Origin of the sequence: Pseudomonas sp. COR18 (genome assembly GCF_048568395.1) — a bacterium.
Taxonomy (GTDB): domain Bacteria; phylum Pseudomonadota; class Gammaproteobacteria; order Pseudomonadales; family Pseudomonadaceae; genus Aquipseudomonas; species Aquipseudomonas fuscovaginae_B.
Map to the genome: position 1 here is coordinate 128227 of NZ_CP183808.1, position 16129 is coordinate 144355.

15 protein-coding genes are annotated in these 16129 nt (G+C 64.9%); 10 read left to right on the forward strand and 5 right to left on the reverse strand.

Features of this window, described 5'->3' with window-relative positions; translation table 11 throughout:
- Positions 1 to 134 precede the first annotated feature (134 nt).
- From ACM62G_RS00585 to lysA, 3 genes are all read left to right on the forward strand, one after another.
- Positions 135 to 1487, forward strand: a complete 1353-nt coding sequence (locus tag ACM62G_RS00585) for an OprD family outer membrane porin (RefSeq protein WP_419736475.1) — start codon at positions 135 to 137, stop codon at positions 1485 to 1487.
- Between the two features lie 212 nt (positions 1488 to 1699).
- Entirely contained in the window at positions 1700 to 2617 is a 918-nt protein-coding gene (locus tag ACM62G_RS00590) for a LysR family transcriptional regulator (RefSeq protein WP_419736476.1), read from the forward strand.
- Positions 2618 to 2811: 194 nt separating this feature from the next.
- Positions 2812 to 4050 carry a diaminopimelate decarboxylase gene (lysA, locus tag ACM62G_RS00595; protein ID WP_419736477.1) on the forward strand — a complete coding sequence of 413 codons (1239 nt, stop codon included), beginning with the start codon at positions 2812 to 2814 and terminating at the stop codon, positions 4048 to 4050.
- Positions 4051 to 4153: 103 nt separating this feature from the next.
- On the opposite strand, the gene ACM62G_RS00600 is transcribed toward lysA, so the two are convergent.
- Positions 4154 to 4369, reverse strand: a complete 216-nt coding sequence (locus ACM62G_RS00600; RefSeq protein ID WP_419736478.1) for a DUF2790 domain-containing protein — start codon at positions 4367 to 4369, stop codon at positions 4154 to 4156.
- 298 nt (positions 4370 to 4667) lie between these two features.
- Between ACM62G_RS00600 and ACM62G_RS00605 the strand changes: the two genes are divergently transcribed.
- Entirely contained in the window at positions 4668 to 5366 is a 699-nt protein-coding gene (locus ACM62G_RS00605) for a YoaK family protein (protein ID WP_054062770.1), read from the forward strand.
- A 401-nt stretch (positions 5367 to 5767) separates the two neighbouring features.
- Here the strand turns inward: ACM62G_RS00605 and catC are convergent, their stop codons facing one another.
- Both catC and ACM62G_RS00615 read right to left on the reverse strand, forming a co-directional pair.
- Positions 5768 to 6058, reverse strand: a complete 291-nt coding sequence (catC, locus tag ACM62G_RS00610; protein ID WP_054059448.1) for a muconolactone Delta-isomerase — start codon at positions 6056 to 6058, stop codon at positions 5768 to 5770.
- A gap of 18 nt (positions 6059 to 6076) precedes the next feature.
- Positions 6077 to 7198: a muconate cycloisomerase family protein gene (locus ACM62G_RS00615; RefSeq protein WP_273823375.1), complete on the reverse strand. Its 1122-nt coding sequence runs from the start codon at positions 7196 to 7198 to the stop codon at positions 6077 to 6079.
- A gap of 130 nt (positions 7199 to 7328) precedes the next feature.
- Here ACM62G_RS00615 and ACM62G_RS00620 point away from each other — a divergent pair, with 130 nt between their 5' ends.
- Entirely contained in the window at positions 7329 to 8213 is an 885-nt protein-coding gene (locus ACM62G_RS00620; protein WP_054059446.1) for a LysR family transcriptional regulator, read from the forward strand.
- 216 nt (positions 8214 to 8429) lie between these two features.
- Positions 8430 to 9455 (forward strand): AraC family transcriptional regulator, encoded by a 1026-nt coding sequence (locus ACM62G_RS00625; RefSeq protein WP_054059445.1) that lies wholly within the window; start codon positions 8430 to 8432, stop codon positions 9453 to 9455.
- 72 nt (positions 9456 to 9527) lie between these two features.
- Here the strand turns inward: ACM62G_RS00625 and ACM62G_RS00630 are convergent, their stop codons facing one another.
- Positions 9528 to 10499 carry an AraC family transcriptional regulator gene (locus ACM62G_RS00630; protein ID WP_273823374.1) on the reverse strand — a complete coding sequence of 324 codons (972 nt, stop codon included), beginning with the start codon at positions 10497 to 10499 and terminating at the stop codon, positions 9528 to 9530.
- Between the two features lie 208 nt (positions 10500 to 10707).
- Between ACM62G_RS00630 and antA the strand changes: the two genes are divergently transcribed.
- The 4 genes from antA to catA are packed head-to-tail and all read left to right on the forward strand — an operon-like array spanning position 10708 to position 14589.
- Positions 10708 to 12096, forward strand: a complete 1389-nt coding sequence (gene antA / locus ACM62G_RS00635) for an anthranilate 1,2-dioxygenase large subunit (RefSeq protein WP_273823373.1) — start codon at positions 10708 to 10710, stop codon at positions 12094 to 12096.
- The gene (antB, locus tag ACM62G_RS00640; protein ID WP_273823372.1) at positions 12093 to 12584 is read left to right on the forward strand and encodes an anthranilate 1,2-dioxygenase small subunit; all 492 of its coding nucleotides are present in this window, start codon (positions 12093 to 12095) and stop codon (positions 12582 to 12584) included. The genes antA and antB overlap by 4 nt, the downstream gene beginning before the upstream one ends.
- An 11-nt stretch (positions 12585 to 12595) precedes the next feature.
- The gene (gene antC / locus ACM62G_RS00645; protein WP_054062773.1) at positions 12596 to 13630 is read left to right on the forward strand and encodes an anthranilate 1,2-dioxygenase electron transfer component AntC; all 1035 of its coding nucleotides are present in this window, start codon (positions 12596 to 12598) and stop codon (positions 13628 to 13630) included.
- A 32-nt stretch (positions 13631 to 13662) separates the two neighbouring features.
- Positions 13663 to 14589, forward strand: a complete 927-nt coding sequence (gene catA, locus ACM62G_RS00650) for a catechol 1,2-dioxygenase (protein WP_054059440.1) — start codon at positions 13663 to 13665, stop codon at positions 14587 to 14589.
- A 70-nt stretch (positions 14590 to 14659) separates the two neighbouring features.
- On the opposite strand, the gene ACM62G_RS00655 is transcribed toward catA, so the two are convergent.
- A complete protein-coding gene (locus ACM62G_RS00655; protein ID WP_419736479.1) occupies positions 14660 to 16081 on the reverse strand; it encodes a methyl-accepting chemotaxis protein in 1422 nt (473 codons plus the stop codon).
- Positions 16082 to 16129 lie beyond the last annotated feature (48 nt).

Below are 16129 nucleotides of genomic sequence, written 5' to 3' on the forward strand. Positions count from 1 at the left end.
TGAAAGGTGCCTTTTCTAAATTTAATTTCATCCGCTGCACGCCGCATTTGACTCGGAACTGTCACATGGCCACCGCTTAATTGTTTCAAGAGTTTTCAGCTCTTATTTCAATTTCGTGACCAGGATCCGAACCAATGAACAAGCTGTACAGTCCCGTGATGGGGGCCGCCCTGGCGAGTATCATGATGTCTGCCCACGCCGACTTCATCGATGACAGCCACGCCGACGTGACCCTTCTCAACCGCTACCTGAACCAGCAGGGGCGCGACATCAGCGGCAGCAGTGCCAAGGCCCACAGCATTCGCGACTGGGGCCAGGGTTTTCAGTTCGACTTCAAGTCCGGCTACACCGAAGGCACCATCGGCCTGGGCCTGGACCTGCAGGCCTTCTACGGCCTGAAGCTGGATTCGGGCGGCGACCTCAACGACAAGAGCCACCAGGGCCGCTACCCCGGCAGCATGTTCCCTCTGGATGACGGCAAGTCCGCCGACCAGTTCGGCGTACTCAGCCCGACCTTCAAGGCACGTTTCCTCAAGGACGAGCTGCGCATCGGCACCCTGTACCAGAACAACCCGATGCTGGCCAATACCGACGGCCGCCTGTACCGCCAGACCAACACCGGCGCGCAACTGGTCTCCAGGGACCTGGACAACTTCACCTTCACCGTCGGCGACATCAACCAGACCAAGATCCGCAACGAAACCGGCGACACCGGCATGATCACCGCCGGCGGCACCCAAAAGAGCGACCGCTTCCTCTATGGCGGCGCGGACTACGCGGGCATTCCCGGCACCACCCTGAGCGCCTGGTACTCGAGCCTGCAGGACTACTACCAGCAGGCTTTCCTCGGTGCCAAACGCCATGATGCCCTGCCTGTCGGCGCCATCGACAGCGACTTGCGGGCCTACCGCAGCCTCGGCATCGGAGGCAACGGCGACGGTGACAGCGAGTACGCGGCGGCCGGCTACTACGGCAACGGTATCAGCAAGGGCCGGATCAACCAGTCGACCATCAGCCTGATGGAAAGCTACAGCCTGGCCGGCCATACCGTGGGCCTGGGCATTCAGAAAAACAGTGGCGACAGCGACTTCCCGTACCTGGACTCGGGCCTCAACAGCGGCGACAACCGCCAGGGCCCGGGCTCCGGTGCCGACACCCCGGCGCTGACCAACCTGCAATTGAACAAATTCCAGCACGCCGGCGAGCGGACCTGGATGGCCCAGTACAAGTACGACTTCGCCCAACTGGGCATCGACGGCCTGAAGTTCGCCGCCACCTACGCCCACGGCGACCAGATCCGCACCGCCGCCAACAGCGATGCCAGCGAATGGGAACGCGACCTGGCGCTGACCTATGAAGTGCAGACCGGCCAGCTCAAGGGCCTCGGGGTGAAATGGCAGAACGCCCACGCCGCCCCGGAAATCACCGGCCAGACCCTTCAGGACGAAAACCGCTTCTACGTGAGCTACGTCATTCCACTGTGGTAATCCACGCCCTGCTCCCAGGCCTCCGATCGTTCCCACGCTCTGCGTGGGAACGATCGGACAACACCACTGCCTCTCACCCGCCTTGCGCCAGCCCAAACCTGTAGGAGCGTGGCTTGTCGGGGCGCCGAACCGCCGCGAAAGGGCCCTCAAGTCCAACGGCTGATTCAGATACAATCTGTTCCCCCTCCCGCCGCACCGAGACCCCAAGCAACGTGGCCAAGCTCAACTTCAGGCACATGGAAATCTTCTGGGCCGTGATGACCACCGGCAGCGCCACCGCCGCCGCCGAACTGCTGCACACCTCGCAACCCACCGTGAGCCGCGAGCTGAGCCGCCTGGAGTCGATCACCCAGTTGGTGCTGTTCAAGCGGGCCAACGCCAAGCTGATTCCCACCGAACAGGCGCTGCGACTGTTCGAGGAGGTCGAGCGCGCCTATTTCGGCATGGAACGGATCGAACGCACCGCCGAAGCCATCCGCCAACACAAGAACGGCCAGATCGCCCTGGTGACCTTGCCGGCCTTCTCCCAGGCCCTGCTGCCGATGGTCTGCAAGCGCTTTCTGCGGCAATTCCCGGGTGTCGCGCTGACCATCACCCCGCAGGAACAGCCGCTGCTCAATGAATGGTTGTCCTCGCAACGCTACGACCTGGGGCTGATCGAAGACGCCACCCTTGCCCTCGGCACCGAAAGCGACTGCGTGTTCACCTCGGACATGGTCTGCGTACTGCCACCGGATCACCCCTTGGCAGCCAAGTCGGTGCTCGCCCCCGAGGACTTCGAAGGCGAGCCGTTCATCTCGTTTGCCGCCAACGACCCCTACCGCAAGAAAATCGATGCGTTGTTCGAGGAGCATGGCGTCAGCCGCCGGCTGCAGGTGGAAACCCATAGCGCGGCTGCGGTGTGCAGCACCGTCGCCCACGGTGTCGGGGTGTCGACCCTCAACCCGCTGACGGCGCTCTCCTATGTCAACCTGGGGCTGACCATTCGGCGCTTTGCCCTGTCGATCCCCTACTCCATCCGCGTGGTGCGTCCACTGCATCGTCCCCACTCCGTACTGGTCGATCGGTTCGTCGACGCCTTGCGCGATTGCTGTCGAGATCTCGAAGCCCAGCTCGCCGAGATTCCCTAGCCAGTGCACGGCCCACCAGCCATATCAGGAATGAATGGACACCCCGAAAACTGATATTTTTTATCCGGACACGGCAATGCTAAAAAGGCGTACCCACACCGGTACACCTCCTGACAACACTCGCGAGCCCCGGCGTGGCCTTATCCGACCTGGGAAACCCCAGGGAACATCGCCTTTCAGCCCGAGCTTGCCCCATGACCCTCGAACAGCATGCCGCACACGTCGCCAAGGAACATGGCACCCCCGTCTGGATCTATGATGCCGCCGTCATTCGCGAGCGTATCCGCACGCTGAAAACCTTCGACACCGTGCGCTTCGCCCAGAAGGCCCTGTCGAACCTGTCGATCCTCAGCCTCATGCGCGAGGAAGGCGTGAAACTCGACGCCGTGTCCCTGGGCGAAATCGAGCGGGCGATCAAGGCCGGCTTCAACCCGCGCAGCAACGTCGATGGCCCCTCGGACCTGGTCTACACCTCGGACGTGTTCGATCGCCCGACCCTGGCGCGTATCGTCGAGCTTGGCGTCGAGGCCAACCTCGGCTCGCTGGACATGATCGAGCAGTTGGGCGAGCTGTCGCCCGGGCACCGCGTGTGGCTGCGGATCAACCCGGGCTTCGGCCATGGCCACAGCCCCAAGACCAACACCGGCGGCCCCAACAGCAAGCACGGCATCTGGCATGAACAACTGGCCGAAGCCCTTGAGCTGCTGAGCCGCTACGACCTGCACCTGGTGGGTGTACACGTGCACATCGGCTCGGGTGTCGACTACGGTCACCTGGGCCAGGTCTGCGACGCCGTTGCCCAACTGCTGGAGCAGATCGATCGGCCGATCGAGGCGCTGTCGGCCGGCGGCGGACTCTCGGTGCCCTACCGCGAAGGTGAGGAACCGATCGATGTGGAGCACTACTTCTCGCTGTGGGACGCGGTGCGCCGTAATGCACAGACCCGCTATGGTCGTCCGGTACGTTTGGAGCTGGAGCCTGGCCGCTTCCTGGTGGCCGAGTCGGGCACGCTGGTCTGCGAAGTGCGTGCGGTCAAGCAACAGGGCGCCAACCCCTTCACGCTGGTCGACGCCGGCTTCAACGAACTGATCCGCCCGACGCTCTACGGCAGCTACCACCGCGTGTCGCTGGTGGCTCAGGCCCCGGAGCGGCCCTCGATCAGCACCCTCATCGCCGGCCCCCTGTGCGAATCCGGTGACGTCTTCACCCTCGCCGGCGACGGCGCCCTGCGCTTCGAAACCATGAGCCGGCCAACCACCGGCGACCTCATCCTGTTCCACAACGCCGGGGCCTATGGCTCGACCATGTCCTCGAACTACAACTCGCGGCCGCTGGTGCCGGAATACCTGCTCGATGGCGAGCACTCCCGCCTGATTCGGCGGCGGCAGACCTTCGATGAACTGCTGGGCCCGGAACTGGCCTGCCTGGGCTGATCCCCAAAAACCTCGCGGCGTCACCTTTTGCAGGGTGACGCCGCGTTGGCGTTACAGGATTCAGTGGGCTTCGCTACACGACGTTCCCGCCCCGCGCGTCCCCTCAATCCCCGGCACAACCGTTGCCCCAGGTCTTGTAGTCATATTCCTTGATCTGCCCGTCTGGCGTCTTGTAGGTCATCCTGGCGTTGGAAATCCCGCAGGCATACGGCTTGGAGTCCACGCGGATCACTTCGGCGACATCCTTCCGGTCCAGGGCAAACGCCTGGGCACTGAAAAGAACAGCGGCAACGGTCAAGCCCTTTACATAGATATTCATGGCAACTCTCTCACTAGGAAAAACACAAGCCGACCCGGCAAATCCGGTAGAAGACGCTGGGTGCAGACTCGCAACCGTTCGTTATCCGAGGATTAAGAAAGTTATGAAAAAGTTTAAATAAAACGTTATTAATCAATTAAACCAAAGTTAACCATTTAAAACTGCAAGTTGCATTTTATTCCATTAAAAATCATGACAAAAAGTTCATGAAACCTGTCATCATCCGGCTACCCGGAACAGCGGCCTGCTCTGGCTGATCAGCCGCTTGCCGTCCACCGTCCAGTCAGGAGCCCAGCGGATGCTTCCATCAGCCCCTCTTCTTTCCGGCAACCGTTTGCACCTGCGCCGTCTGCGCGGCCGGGTCGGACTGGCCCTGGTGGCCTGCCTGTCCTTTCTCGCCGGCATGACCGACGCCATCGGCTTTCTCGCCACGGGCGACTTCGTCTCGTTCATGAGCGGCAACACCACGCGCCTGGCGGTGGCCGTCAGCGAGGGGGACCTGTCGATGGTGCTGCGTCTGGTCGCGGCGGTGATGGCGTTCATCGCCGGCAACGTGCTGGGCGTGCTGGCCGGACGCGTCGGCGGCAGGCGCTCGCTGCCGTTGCTGCTGTGCGTTTCCACCCTGCTCTGCATCGCCGCGATACTGCCGTTCAACACTCGCGTGCCGGCCTTGCTGACCGCGATCATTGCCATGGGCATGCTCAATGCCGCCGTCGAACAGGTCAACGGCCTGCCGATCGGCCTGACCTACGTGACCGGCGCCCTGTCCCGCTTCGGCCGCGGCCTGGGGCGCCGGCTGCTCGGCGAAAAGCGCGATGGCTGGCGGGTGCAGCTGGTGCCCTGGAGCGGCATGCTGGTGGGTGCAGTGTTTGGCGCCATGCTGGAGCGCCAGATGGGCGTGCAGGCGCTGGTGGTCAGTGCCGCGATCGCCGCGGTGCTGGGGCTGATCGCGCTGAGGATTCCACATCAGTGGCAGAAGGATTTCATGCCGCGCTGAGGGCAGTCCGTAGACAATGAATGGCGGGTACGCTACAGCTATGCACTCACGGTCGAAATCATATTCCTGCCGGATGGGAAATCAGCGATCAAAGATGAGGCGAAGTTCTCGAATCTTGCGTCGGGAGAAGTCGATGAGTACTTCTCGCTGCTGCAATCTCACAGGGACGCCCTGTTCGAGCGCAACGGCCTGATCGACGACGAATCGACCTACGCCGCCCTCAACTCCCGCTCAACCAACGAAAGGCTCCATCAAGAGTTCCTGGAGAGCCTGAGGAACGACCCGCGAATGGCCGAGTTGACCGGCCGACTCGGCATCGCCCTTTCCTGACTTCATCGCCGCCAATCATCCAGCCATGCTCCGCGAGCCTGGCTGGAACTCCTTCACCGGGTTTCATCCCCTCACCGATCATCTTCGTGGATCGACGACGGATGCCGGCACAGGCCGTCAACCTCGATATCCATGTACGGGAACAACGGCAGCTGCATCAGCGTGTCATGCAGTGCCTCGACGCTGGGCACGTCGAACACGCTGTAGTTGGCGTAGTGCCCGGCGATACGCCAGAGGTGGCGCCAGGTGCCCTCGCGCTGCAGGCGCTGGGCCAGTGCCTTTTCGTCGGCCTTCAGTTGCGCGGCCCTGGCCGGGTCCATGTCCTGCGGCAGTTTTACGGTCATCTTCACGTGGAACAGCATGGTCGTTTCCTTCTTGTCTTAGCGGCGGGCAAAGCGCGACAGTTGCGTCTCGTCGAGGGTCAGGCCGAGGCCGGGGGTACGCGGTACGTGCAACTGGAAATCGCGATAGACCGGCGCTTCGCGGACGATTTCCTCGGTCAGCAGCAAGGGGCCGAACAGCTCGGTGCCCCAGGTCAAGTGGCGCAGGGTGAGGAAGGCGTGAGCCGAAGCCAGGGTGCCGACCGAGCCTTCGAGCATGGTCCCGCCATACAGGGCGATACCCGCCGCCTCGGCGATCTGCGCGGTGCGTAGCACGGCACGGGGTCCGCCGTTCTTGGCGATCTTCAGGGCGAAGATACTGGCGGCGCCGTCGGCGGCGAGGCTGAAGGCGTCCTCGACGCTTTCGATGGATTCGTCGGCCATGATCGGTGCCGGGCTGCGCTGGTTCAGGCGTACCTGGCCGGAGCGGTTGACCCGGGAGATCGGCTGCTCGATCAGGTCGATGCCGTTGTCGCCCAGCACCTGGCAGCCGCGGATGGCCTGGGACTCGTCCCAATACTGGTTGACGTCGACGCGCACGCTGGCGCAATCGCCCAGGGCCCGCTTGATCGCGATCACATGCCTGAGGTCCTGTTCCAACGGGTTGGCGCCGATCTTCAGCTTGAAGATGCGGTGCCGGCGCCGTTCCAGCATCTGCTCGGCTTCACCGATATCCCGGGCGGTGTCGCCGCTGGCCAGGGTCCAGGCCACTTCCAGGCTGTCGCGCACGCGACCACCGAGCAGTTCGCTGACCGGCAGGCCGAGGCGCTTGCCCTGGGCATCGAGCAAGGCACTTTCCAGGCCGGACTTGGCGAAGGTGTTGCCCTTGGCGATCTTGTCCAGCTTGAGCATGGCGGCGTTGATATTGTCCGCGGCCAGGCCGATCAGGGCCGGGGCCAGGTGGCTGTCGATATTGGCCTTGATGCTTTCCGGGCTTTCATAGCCGTAGGACAGGCCGCCGATGGTGGTGGCTTCGCCGATACCCTCGATGCCATCGCTGCAGCGCAGGCGCAGGATCACCAGGGTCTGCTGCTGCATGGTGTGCATCGCCAGCTTGTGGGGGCGGATGGTGGGCAGGTCGACGATGACCGCCTGTACCTGTTCGATCACTGCATTGCTCATTTGCCTGGGCACCTTGTGGCCGGCGGCGCCCCTGCGCCGCCGTTGTCGTTCAATGGGTGGGCAAAGGATTGCCTGTTGGCGGCGAGCAATCCAATATCGATTACCTCTGCCACCATACCCAGGAAGTCTGATGGAGCTTCGCCACCTGCGTTACTTCAAGGCGCTCGCCGAAACCCTGAACTTCACCCGCGCCGCCGAACGCCTGCATATGGCCCAGCCGCCGCTGAGCCGGCAGATCGGCCAACTGGAAGAAGAACTCGGCACCCTGCTGCTCGAGCGCGGGCGGCCACTGCGCCTGACCGAGGCCGGACGCTATTTCTATGAACAGACTGGCACCCTGCTCCAGCAACTGGAACAGATCGGCGCCACCACCCGGCGCATCGGCCAGGGGCAGCGACACTGGCTGGGAATCGGCTTTGCGCCCTCGACTCTGTATGGACTGTTGCCAGAGCTGACCCGAGCGCTGCGCAGCGACGCCGAGTTGCAACTGGACCTGGTCGAGATGACCACGCTGCAGCAGGTCGAAGCGCTCAAGGCCGGGCGTATCGATATCGGCTTCGGGCGCATTCGCATCGATGATCCGGCCATTGAGCAGCGGGTGCTGTACGAGGATCCGCTGGTCGCGGTGCTGCCGCGCGGGCATGCGCTGGGTGGCACGACGCCGAGCCTGGCGCAACTGGCCGGGGAGGCCTTCGTGCTGTATCCGGCCACGCCACGCCCCAGCTATGCCGACCATGTCCTGGCGCTGTTCGCCCACCATGGCTTGAGCGTGAAGGTCGGGCAGTGGAGCAATGAACTGCAGACGGCGCTGGGGCTGGTGTCTGCCGGGCTGGGGGTGACCCTGGCCCCGGCGTCGGTGCGCCAGCAGCATCGGGCGGATCTGGAATACACCGGGGTGAGCGATCGGGATGCGGTGAGCCCGATCATCCTCAGTCGACGCAAGGACGAAGCAAATCCTGTGTTGCAGCGTTGCCTGGAATTGATCGAGGCACTGCTCGCGGAACGGGCGCCATAACCTCGTCGTCACCTGCGTTCAATCCCCGCTCGCGCGACGATCAACATCCAGGTTGGTCTGTTCCTTGCTGAGAGAGGGATAAGCCGACGGTGATCGGCACCAAGGATCACACTGCCGCCCGGGCATTATCCGGACACTGCAACGACTATCCGGTTACTGCAGAAGCCGGTGCCCGAAAGCGTGCAGACGTGGTTGCCTGTGTAACGAGAGGTGACAATGATCTCCATCGAAGCAAGCCTTGCGAGCGGTGAGTGCTTCAGTGATTTGCAGCTTTTCACTGAACAGAACCAGTTGTTCCTGCATTACGACCTGGACAGCGTGCGGACCAGTGTCGGGCGCATCTTCAAGCCGCACGAGCTGGTTGCGGTGCACACCAGCGAGGCGGTTGGCGCCTGCATGCACCATGTGACCCGCGGCGGCCTGGCACTGAGCCGGCTGGAGTACGCCACGGAAGTGGATATCGACCCCGGACGCCTGGAGGATTTCTACCTGATCCAGATCCCCATCCAGGGCGGCGCGCTGATCCGCTGCGAGGGGCTGGAATTCGAATCCTCGCCGCTGGTGGCCTCGCTGCTATCGCCGACCCTGCCGGCGCGGATGCGCTGGCAGGGGCACTCGCCGCAGCTGACCCTGCGCATCGAGCAGGCCGACATGGCCTACCACTGCCGCCAGCACATCCCCCAGGCCAGCCAGCGCCTGCCGCAATTCGATCCGCGCCTGGATTTCTCGCGGCCCGGGGCCGCCTATTTCCTGCAGTTGCTCAACACCCTGGTCCACGCCATCGGCAGCGCGGAGCACCCGCTGCACCAGCCGCTGGTGCTCAAGCAGTTCGAATCGGCGCTGCTCAATTCCCTGCTCTACGGGCAGCCCCACAGCGCCCTGGACAATCTGGAGCGCCCGGCGGAAAAGAACATCTCGCCCTACTTCATCAAGCGCACCGAGGCCTACATCCGCGAGCACCTGCACGAGCCCCTCAGCGTCGAATCGCTGGCCGAGCAGGCCGGGGTCAGCGTGCGCACGCTGTTTGCCGGCTTCCGCAGTTTTCGCAATACCAGTCCGATGGCCTACATGCGCGAGCTGCGCCTGGAGCGGGTGCATGAAGAACTGACGCGCAATGAACAGGCGTCAGTGACGGATGTGGCGTTCAAATGGGGATTTGCCCACCTGGGGCGGTTCGCCCAGGAGTACAAGCGGCGGTATGGGGAGCTGCCTTCGGCGACGCGGCGGTTTCGGGTGTCTTGACCACCCGATGCTCTGGCGACCATCTTGAGAGCCTCCCTGCGAGGGCTCTCAAGACGGTCTGAAAGAGGGGCCTCAGCGCAAGCGCGCCAGGGTGCCGGACGGCGACTCCCCGAACGCCTTGCGGTAATCACTGGCAAACCGCCCCAGGTGCCCGAATCCCCACTCCAGCGCCAGACTCGACACACTCGCCGCCGCCCCGCCACTCAACAACGCGCTGCGCACCGCGGTCAGTCGGTAATGCTTGAGATAGGCCATCGGCGTCAGCCCGTGATGACGGCGAAACGCATCGTAGAGTTTCTCCCGCGAGACCCCGGCCACCTGCTCCAGATCGTCCAGGCGCAGCGCCTCGCGGGCATGGTCCTGAAGAAACTGCCGGGCACGCACAAGGTAGTGCGGAATCCGCTCCTGCCCGCCCTGCTCCAGTTCATCGGAGTAGTTGTTCGGCTGCGCCAGCAGCAGCGCGCGGATCAGCAGGCCTTCCATGTCCCGGGCCAGACGCGGCTGGGCGTACAGCGCGCTGAGCTGCGGCCAGTTGTCCAGCAACTGGCGCACGCTCAGCCACCAGGCCGCCACTTCCTCGCGGCCAATATCCATTTGCGCCCGAAAGCGGATCGGCTCGCGCAACGGCCGCTGCAGCATTTCCTCGGCCACTTCCTCCAGCGCCCGCCGATGCACCACCACCTGAAGCTTCTCGCAGTCGCCGCCCAGCTCCAGCGAGTGGGCTTCCAGCGGTGACACCACCAGCCCGCAGCCCGCATCGGAACGCACCTGGTCGCGACCGCTGCGCAAACGCTGCCGCCCGCGCAGCGGCAGGCTGATGCTGTAGGCGTCGAGCGAGCGGATACCGATATTCACCGCCGTGCCGTAGGCGATGCGCCCCAGCACCGTGCCCAGCGCCGGCAGGCGCGTGCCGAGGTGGCTGAAGCAGAGCTGTTCGGGGTGCCGGGAACGCAACTGGTGCGGGCCACAGATGGCGCTCATCCATTGCTGCGCCTGGGTCAGTTCGGCGCAGCGGTTATGCAGGGTGGCAATGGCGCGGTGCATGGGCGTCTCCTCGGCTCGGTGGACTGGCTCGATTGTCCGGCGACAACGCCCCGTCCCACTATCCATTTTGTGCAGCTATTTGCCCCGCCGTCATCCGCGCCCTGCAAGGGCGGAAGAAATGGCTGGTCAACGCCCACTAAACGGCTAGAGCGACCTCGCCGCCAGCGCTTCAATCCGGCACAGAACTCCAACAACGAGGACACGCCCGATGAGCGCCCGCACCCCGAGCCAATGGCAAGACTACGTCCAGGGCTGCCTGGACTTTCGCCCCGTCGAGGGCATCTACCGCGTCGCCCGCGATATCTTCACCGAGCCGCAACTGTTCGACCTGGAGATGGAGCTGATTTTCGAGAAGCAGTGGATCTACGCCTGTCACGAAAGCGAAATCGCCAACCCCAACGACTTCATCACCCTGCGCGCCGGGCGCCAGCCGATGATCATCACCCGCGATGGCAACGGCGAGCTGCATGCGCTGATCAACGCCTGCCAGCACCGCGGCGCCACCCTGACCCGCCAGGGCGCGGGCAACCAGTCCACCTTCACCTGTCCGTTCCACGCCTGGTGCTACAAGAGCGACGGCCGCCTGGTGAAGGTCAAAGCCCCCGGCGAATACCCGGAAGGCTTCGACAAGGCCACCCGCGGCCTGCGCAAGGCACGGATCGAGAGCTACAAGGGCTTCGTCTTCATCAGCCTGGACACCCACGCCAGCGACTCGCTGGAGGACTTCCTGGGCGATGCGCGGATCTTCTTCGACATGATGGTGGCCCAGTCGCCCACCGGTGAACTCGAAGTGCTGGCAGGCAAGTCCACCTACACCTACGACGGCAACTGGAAGCTGCAGAACGAGAACGGCCTGGACGGCTACCACGTGTCCACCGTGCACTACAACTACGTGTCCACGGTGCAGCACCGCCAGCAGGTCAACGCGCAAAAGGGCCAGGGTGACAGCACCCTGGACTACAGCAAGCTGGGCGCGGGCGATGCGGAAACCGACGACGGCTGGTTCAGTTTCCACAACGGCCACAGCGTGCTGTTCAGCGATATGCCCAACCCCACCGTGCGCCCCGGCTATGCCAGCGTCATGCCAAGGCTGGTGGAGGAATACGGGCAGGTCCGCGCCGAGTGGATGATGCACCGCCTGCGCAACCTGAACATCTACCCCAGCCTGTTCTTCATGGACCAGATCAGCTCGCAGTTGCGCATCGTGCGCCCGGTGGCCTGGAACAAGACCGAAGTGATCAGCCAGTGCATCGGGGTCAAGGGCGAGTCCGCGGCCGACCGGCGCAATCGCATCCGCCAGTTCGAGGATTTCTTCAACGTCTCGGGCATGGGCACGCCGGACGACCTGGTGGAGTTCCGCGAACAGCAGCGCGGCTTCCAGGCCCGCCTGGAACGCTGGAGCGATATCTCCCGTGGCCATCACCGCTGGACCGAGGGCGCCACGCCCAACAGCGAAGCCCTGGGTATCCGGCCGGTGCTGACCGGTCGCGAATTCACCCACGAAGGCCTCTACGTCAACCAGCACGGCACCTGGCAGCGCCTGCTGCTCGAAGGCCTGGCCCGTCGCGCCCTGCAACCGAAGGAAGTCCAAGCATGAACCTCTCCCTGCACTACACCATCGAGCAGTTTCTGTTGCGCAAGGCCGAGCTTTGCGATGCCCAGGACTGGGACGCCTACCTGGAGCTGTTCGACCCGGACAGCGTGTTCCACCTGCCGCAGTGGGAAAGCGAGCACCGCTACGTCGAAGACCCCAACCAGGGCCTCTCGTACATCTACTACGAGGACCGTTCCGGCCTCGAAGACCGGGTGTTCCGCCTGCGCACCGGCAAGTCCGCGGCGTCCACGCCGCACCCGCGCACCCTGCACCAGATCAGCAACCTGCGGGTGCGCGAGCTGGAAGACGGGCAGTTCGAGGCCCGCGTCGCCTGGCAGACCCTGTACGCCCGCCAGGGGCGCCAGGGCAGTTTCTTCGGCCACTGCTCCTACCTGCTGCGCCAGGACGGTACGGACTTGCGCATCCGCCGCAAGCACGTGCTGCTGCTCAACGACACCATCGATTCCGTGCTGGACTTCTATCACCTCTGAGGGCTGCCGCCATGACCCATAACGTTGCCCTCAGCTTTGCCGACGGCAAGACCTTCTTCATCGCCGTCAAGCCTGGCGAGCTGCTGCTGGACGCCGCCCTGCGCCAGGGCATCAGCCTGCCGCTGGACTGCCGCGAAGGGGTCTGCGGCACCTGCCAGGGCCGCTGCGAATCCGGGCGCTACGAGCAGGAATACGTCGACGACGAAGCCCTCAGCGCCCGCGACCTGGCCCAGCGCAAGATGCTCGCCTGCCAGACCCGCGTGCAGTCCGACGCCACGTTCTATTTCGACCACGACTCCAGCCACTGCCATGCCGGCGAGCCGCTGCGCTTGCAGAGCACGGTGCTGCGTGTCGAACAGGTTTCGGCCAGCACCGCCATCCTCCACCTGGACGCCAGCGCCCAGGCCGACACCCTGCAGTTCCTGCCAGGCCAGTACGCCCGCCTGCAGGTACCGGGCACCGACCAGTGGCGCGCCTATTCCTTCGCCAACCGGCCGAATGCCGGCAACCAGTTGCAGTTCCTGATCCGCCTGCTGCCGGACGGGGTGATGAGCAACTTCCTGCGCGAACACTGCGTGCCCGGTATGGCGATGCAACTGGAGGCGCCACTGGGCAGCTTCTACCTGCGTCAGGTGGAGCGGCCGCTGGTGATGGTGGCGGGCGGCACCGGCCTGTCGGCCTTCCTCGGCATGCTCGACGAGATCGCCGAGCGCGGCGACTGCTCGTACCCGATCCAACTGTTCTACGGGGTCAACCAGGAAGCCGACCTGTGCGAGACCGCGCGTCTGGAAGCGCTGTGCCAGCGCATTCCCGGCTTCGAGTTCACCCCGGTGGTGAGCCAGCCCGGCACGGACTGGAACGGCCGCCGCGGCTATATCCACGAGCACTTCGACGCCGCGCGCCTGAACGCCGAACCCTTCGACATGTACCTGTGCGGCCCGCCGCCGATGGTGGAGGCGGTGAAAGGCTGGGTCGCCGACCAGGCACCGGGCGAGGTGCAGATCTACGCCGAGAAATTCCTGCAAAGCGCAACGACCCGACGTTAACCCGAACAATCACAACAACAGAGGCAAACATCATGACCGTAGCCATTTCCCAGAACGCCGACGTGCAGCGCTTTTTCGAAGAAGCCGCCGGCTACCGCAACGACAACGGCAACCCGCGGATCAAGCGCATCATTCTGCGGGTGCTGCAGGACGCCGCGCGGTTGATCGAGGACCTGCAGATCAGCGATGACGAATTCTGGACCGCCGTGGACTACCTCAACCGCCTCGGCGGGAAGAACGAGGCCGGGCTGCTGGTGGCCGGGCTGGGCCTGGAGCACTTCCTCGACCTGCTCGCTGATGCCCGCGACGCCCAGGCCGGCAAGGTCGGTGGCACGCCGCGGACCATCGAAGGGCCGCTGTACGTGGCCGGTGCGCCGATTGCCGAAGGTGAAACGCGCATGGACGACGGCAGCGAGGACGGCCAGGCCACGGTGATGTTCCTCGAGGGCCGGGTGCTGGACCTGAACGGCGCGCCGATCGCCGGGGCCACCGTCGACTTGTGGCATGCCAATACCCAGGGCAACTACTCGTACTTCGACCAGAGCCAGTCGGAGTACAACCTGCGCCGGCGCATCATCACCGACGCCGAGGGCCGCTACCGCGCCCGCAGCATCGTGCCCAGCGGCTATGGCTGCAACCCGCAGGGCCCGACCCAGGAATGCCTGAACCAGTTGGGCCGTCACGGCCAGCGGCCGGCCCATGTGCACTTCTTCATCTCGGCACCGGGTTACCGGCACCTGACCACCCAGATCAACCTCTCGGGTGACCAGTACCTGTGGGATGACTTTGCCTATGCCACCCGGGACGGGCTGGTGGGGGAAGTGACGTTCAGCGAGAACGGCGTGCACGGCGTGAACGGGCGCTGTGCGCAGATGACCTTCGACTTCGCCCTGCAGGCGGCCACCCATGCCGATGACCAGGAGCGCAGCCAGCGGCCTCGGGCGTTGCAGGGGCATTGAGTCGCGGCACCGGTCCTCACAGCAGCGCGGCGGTTCGGCGGCCCGAAACGCCGCGCTCTACACAAGGGCGTCAGCGATCGAAGTAATGCGCCAGGCTCAACAGGCTCTCCGACTGCCGCGTCAACTCCCCGCTCACCCCCTCCACCCTCCTCGCCTGCTCCACGCTGCGCCCGATGGCCTCGACATTGCCCTGCAACTGTTCATCCAGCAGTTGCACCACCTGCTCCTGCTCATGCATGGCCACGGCGATCTGCTGCCCGAGGCTGTCCACACTCTGCAATTGCCCGGCGACCGCGCTCAGGGCGCTGGCCACCGCCTGCACCCGGCCGGCGCCGGCCCGGGCCAGTTCCTCGCACTGCCGGGCGACCTCGCGGTTGCGGCCGTTGGCCTGCTCCAGGCGCTCGAGCAACGGCCGGATGCGTGCCGTGGCCTCCTGGGTCCGCGCCGCCAGTTGCCGCACCTCATCGGCCACCACACTGAAGCCGCGCCCCGCCTCACCCGCACGGGCGGCTTCGATGGCGGCATTGAGCGCCAGCAGATTGGTCTGGCTGGCAATGGCATCGATCAGGCTGGTGAACCCGCCGATGGCTTCCACCTCCTGCGCCACCTCCCGGGCCGCGCGGGCGCTGGTACCGATCGCCTGCTCCAGCGTGCCCAGCGCCTCGCCCGCCTCCCGCGCCTGTCGCTCACCGCCGCTGGCCAGGCTGCTGGCCTCGCTGGTGGACTGGCTGGCGAACTGAACATTGCGCGTCACTTCCTGGATGGTCGCCGCCAGCTCATGCAGCGCCGTGGCCACCTGCTGGTTGGCCTCGCGCTGGCGATCCAATTGCAGCGCCTCCTCGCGGATCATCCCGGCCATGTCCCGGGCCTGTCCGCCCAGCCCGGCCCCGGAGCCAGCGATACGCACCAGCGCCGCCTGCAGGCGCCGCTCTTCGCTACGCAGGCCCCAGGCGACCCGGGCCAGGCTGCTCTCGCCGCAGAGAAAACCGGCCAACCAGGGATCGGCGCAGACTTTGCCGTGATCATCCAGCAGACCGGCAAGGCGTCGTCGCAGCAACCCCTGCGGCAGCAAGCCGCCAGCCGCCGCGGACAACCAGCGCCACCAGGACGCGCCGCCCGGCGCGCCATGCCGGGCGATACGCCGATAACCCCGACGCGCCTGCCCGATGCCCGCCTCGTCCAGGGGCAGGAAGACCGCCCCGTAACCACTGATACCCGTGGCCCCATGCACCGGCTTGATGTACAGCTCCAGCCATAGCTCGCCAGCGTCGCCGCGCCGGTGGCACAACGGCCCCAGCCAGGGCCGGCCGCGGCCAAGGGTCTGGTACAGGTGCTCGACCAGGCGCCGCGGCACCTGCGGATGCAGAAGGTCATCGAGGGACGCCTGCTGCACGGCGGTCAGGGTGAGCCCATGGGCCTGGCAGAAAGCCTCGTTGAAAAACACCAGCCGCCCCTGCAGGTCAGTCCGGCAGATCAATGCATCGAAATCCATGGCACTCCCTCAAACTCAAAAAAAAGGCCTGCCACTCAGGGCAGGCCA

Excerpts from the sequence above, each read along its gene's own strand:
- ACM62G_RS00585 (WP_419736475.1), top strand. The coding sequence starts at position 135 with ATGAACAAGCTGTACAGTCCCGTGATGGGGGCCGCCCTGGCGAGTATC.
- lysA (WP_419736477.1), top strand. The coding sequence starts at position 2,812 with ATGACCCTCGAACAGCATGCCGCACACGTCGCCAAGGAACATGGCACC.
- ACM62G_RS00600 (WP_419736478.1), bottom strand. The coding sequence starts at position 4,369 with ATGAATATCTATGTAAAGGGCTTGACCGTTGCCGCTGTTCTTTTCAGT.
- ACM62G_RS00605 (WP_054062770.1), top strand. The coding sequence starts at position 4,668 with ATGCTTCCATCAGCCCCTCTTCTTTCCGGCAACCGTTTGCACCTGCGC.
- catC (WP_054059448.1), bottom strand. The coding sequence starts at position 6,058 with ATGCTGTTCCACGTGAAGATGACCGTAAAACTGCCGCAGGACATGGAC.
- ACM62G_RS00615 (WP_273823375.1), bottom strand. The coding sequence starts at position 7,198 with ATGAGCAATGCAGTGATCGAACAGGTACAGGCGGTCATCGTCGACCTG.
- ACM62G_RS00620 (WP_054059446.1), top strand. The coding sequence starts at position 7,329 with ATGGAGCTTCGCCACCTGCGTTACTTCAAGGCGCTCGCCGAAACCCTG.
- ACM62G_RS00625 (WP_054059445.1), top strand. The coding sequence starts at position 8,430 with ATGATCTCCATCGAAGCAAGCCTTGCGAGCGGTGAGTGCTTCAGTGAT.
- ACM62G_RS00630 (WP_273823374.1), bottom strand. The coding sequence starts at position 10,499 with ATGCACCGCGCCATTGCCACCCTGCATAACCGCTGCGCCGAACTGACC.
- antA (WP_273823373.1), top strand. The coding sequence starts at position 10,708 with ATGAGCGCCCGCACCCCGAGCCAATGGCAAGACTACGTCCAGGGCTGC.
- antB (WP_273823372.1), top strand. The coding sequence starts at position 12,093 with ATGAACCTCTCCCTGCACTACACCATCGAGCAGTTTCTGTTGCGCAAG.
- antC (WP_054062773.1), top strand. The coding sequence starts at position 12,596 with ATGACCCATAACGTTGCCCTCAGCTTTGCCGACGGCAAGACCTTCTTC.
- catA (WP_054059440.1), top strand. The coding sequence starts at position 13,663 with ATGACCGTAGCCATTTCCCAGAACGCCGACGTGCAGCGCTTTTTCGAA.
- ACM62G_RS00655 (WP_419736479.1), bottom strand. The coding sequence starts at position 16,081 with ATGGATTTCGATGCATTGATCTGCCGGACTGACCTGCAGGGGCGGCTG.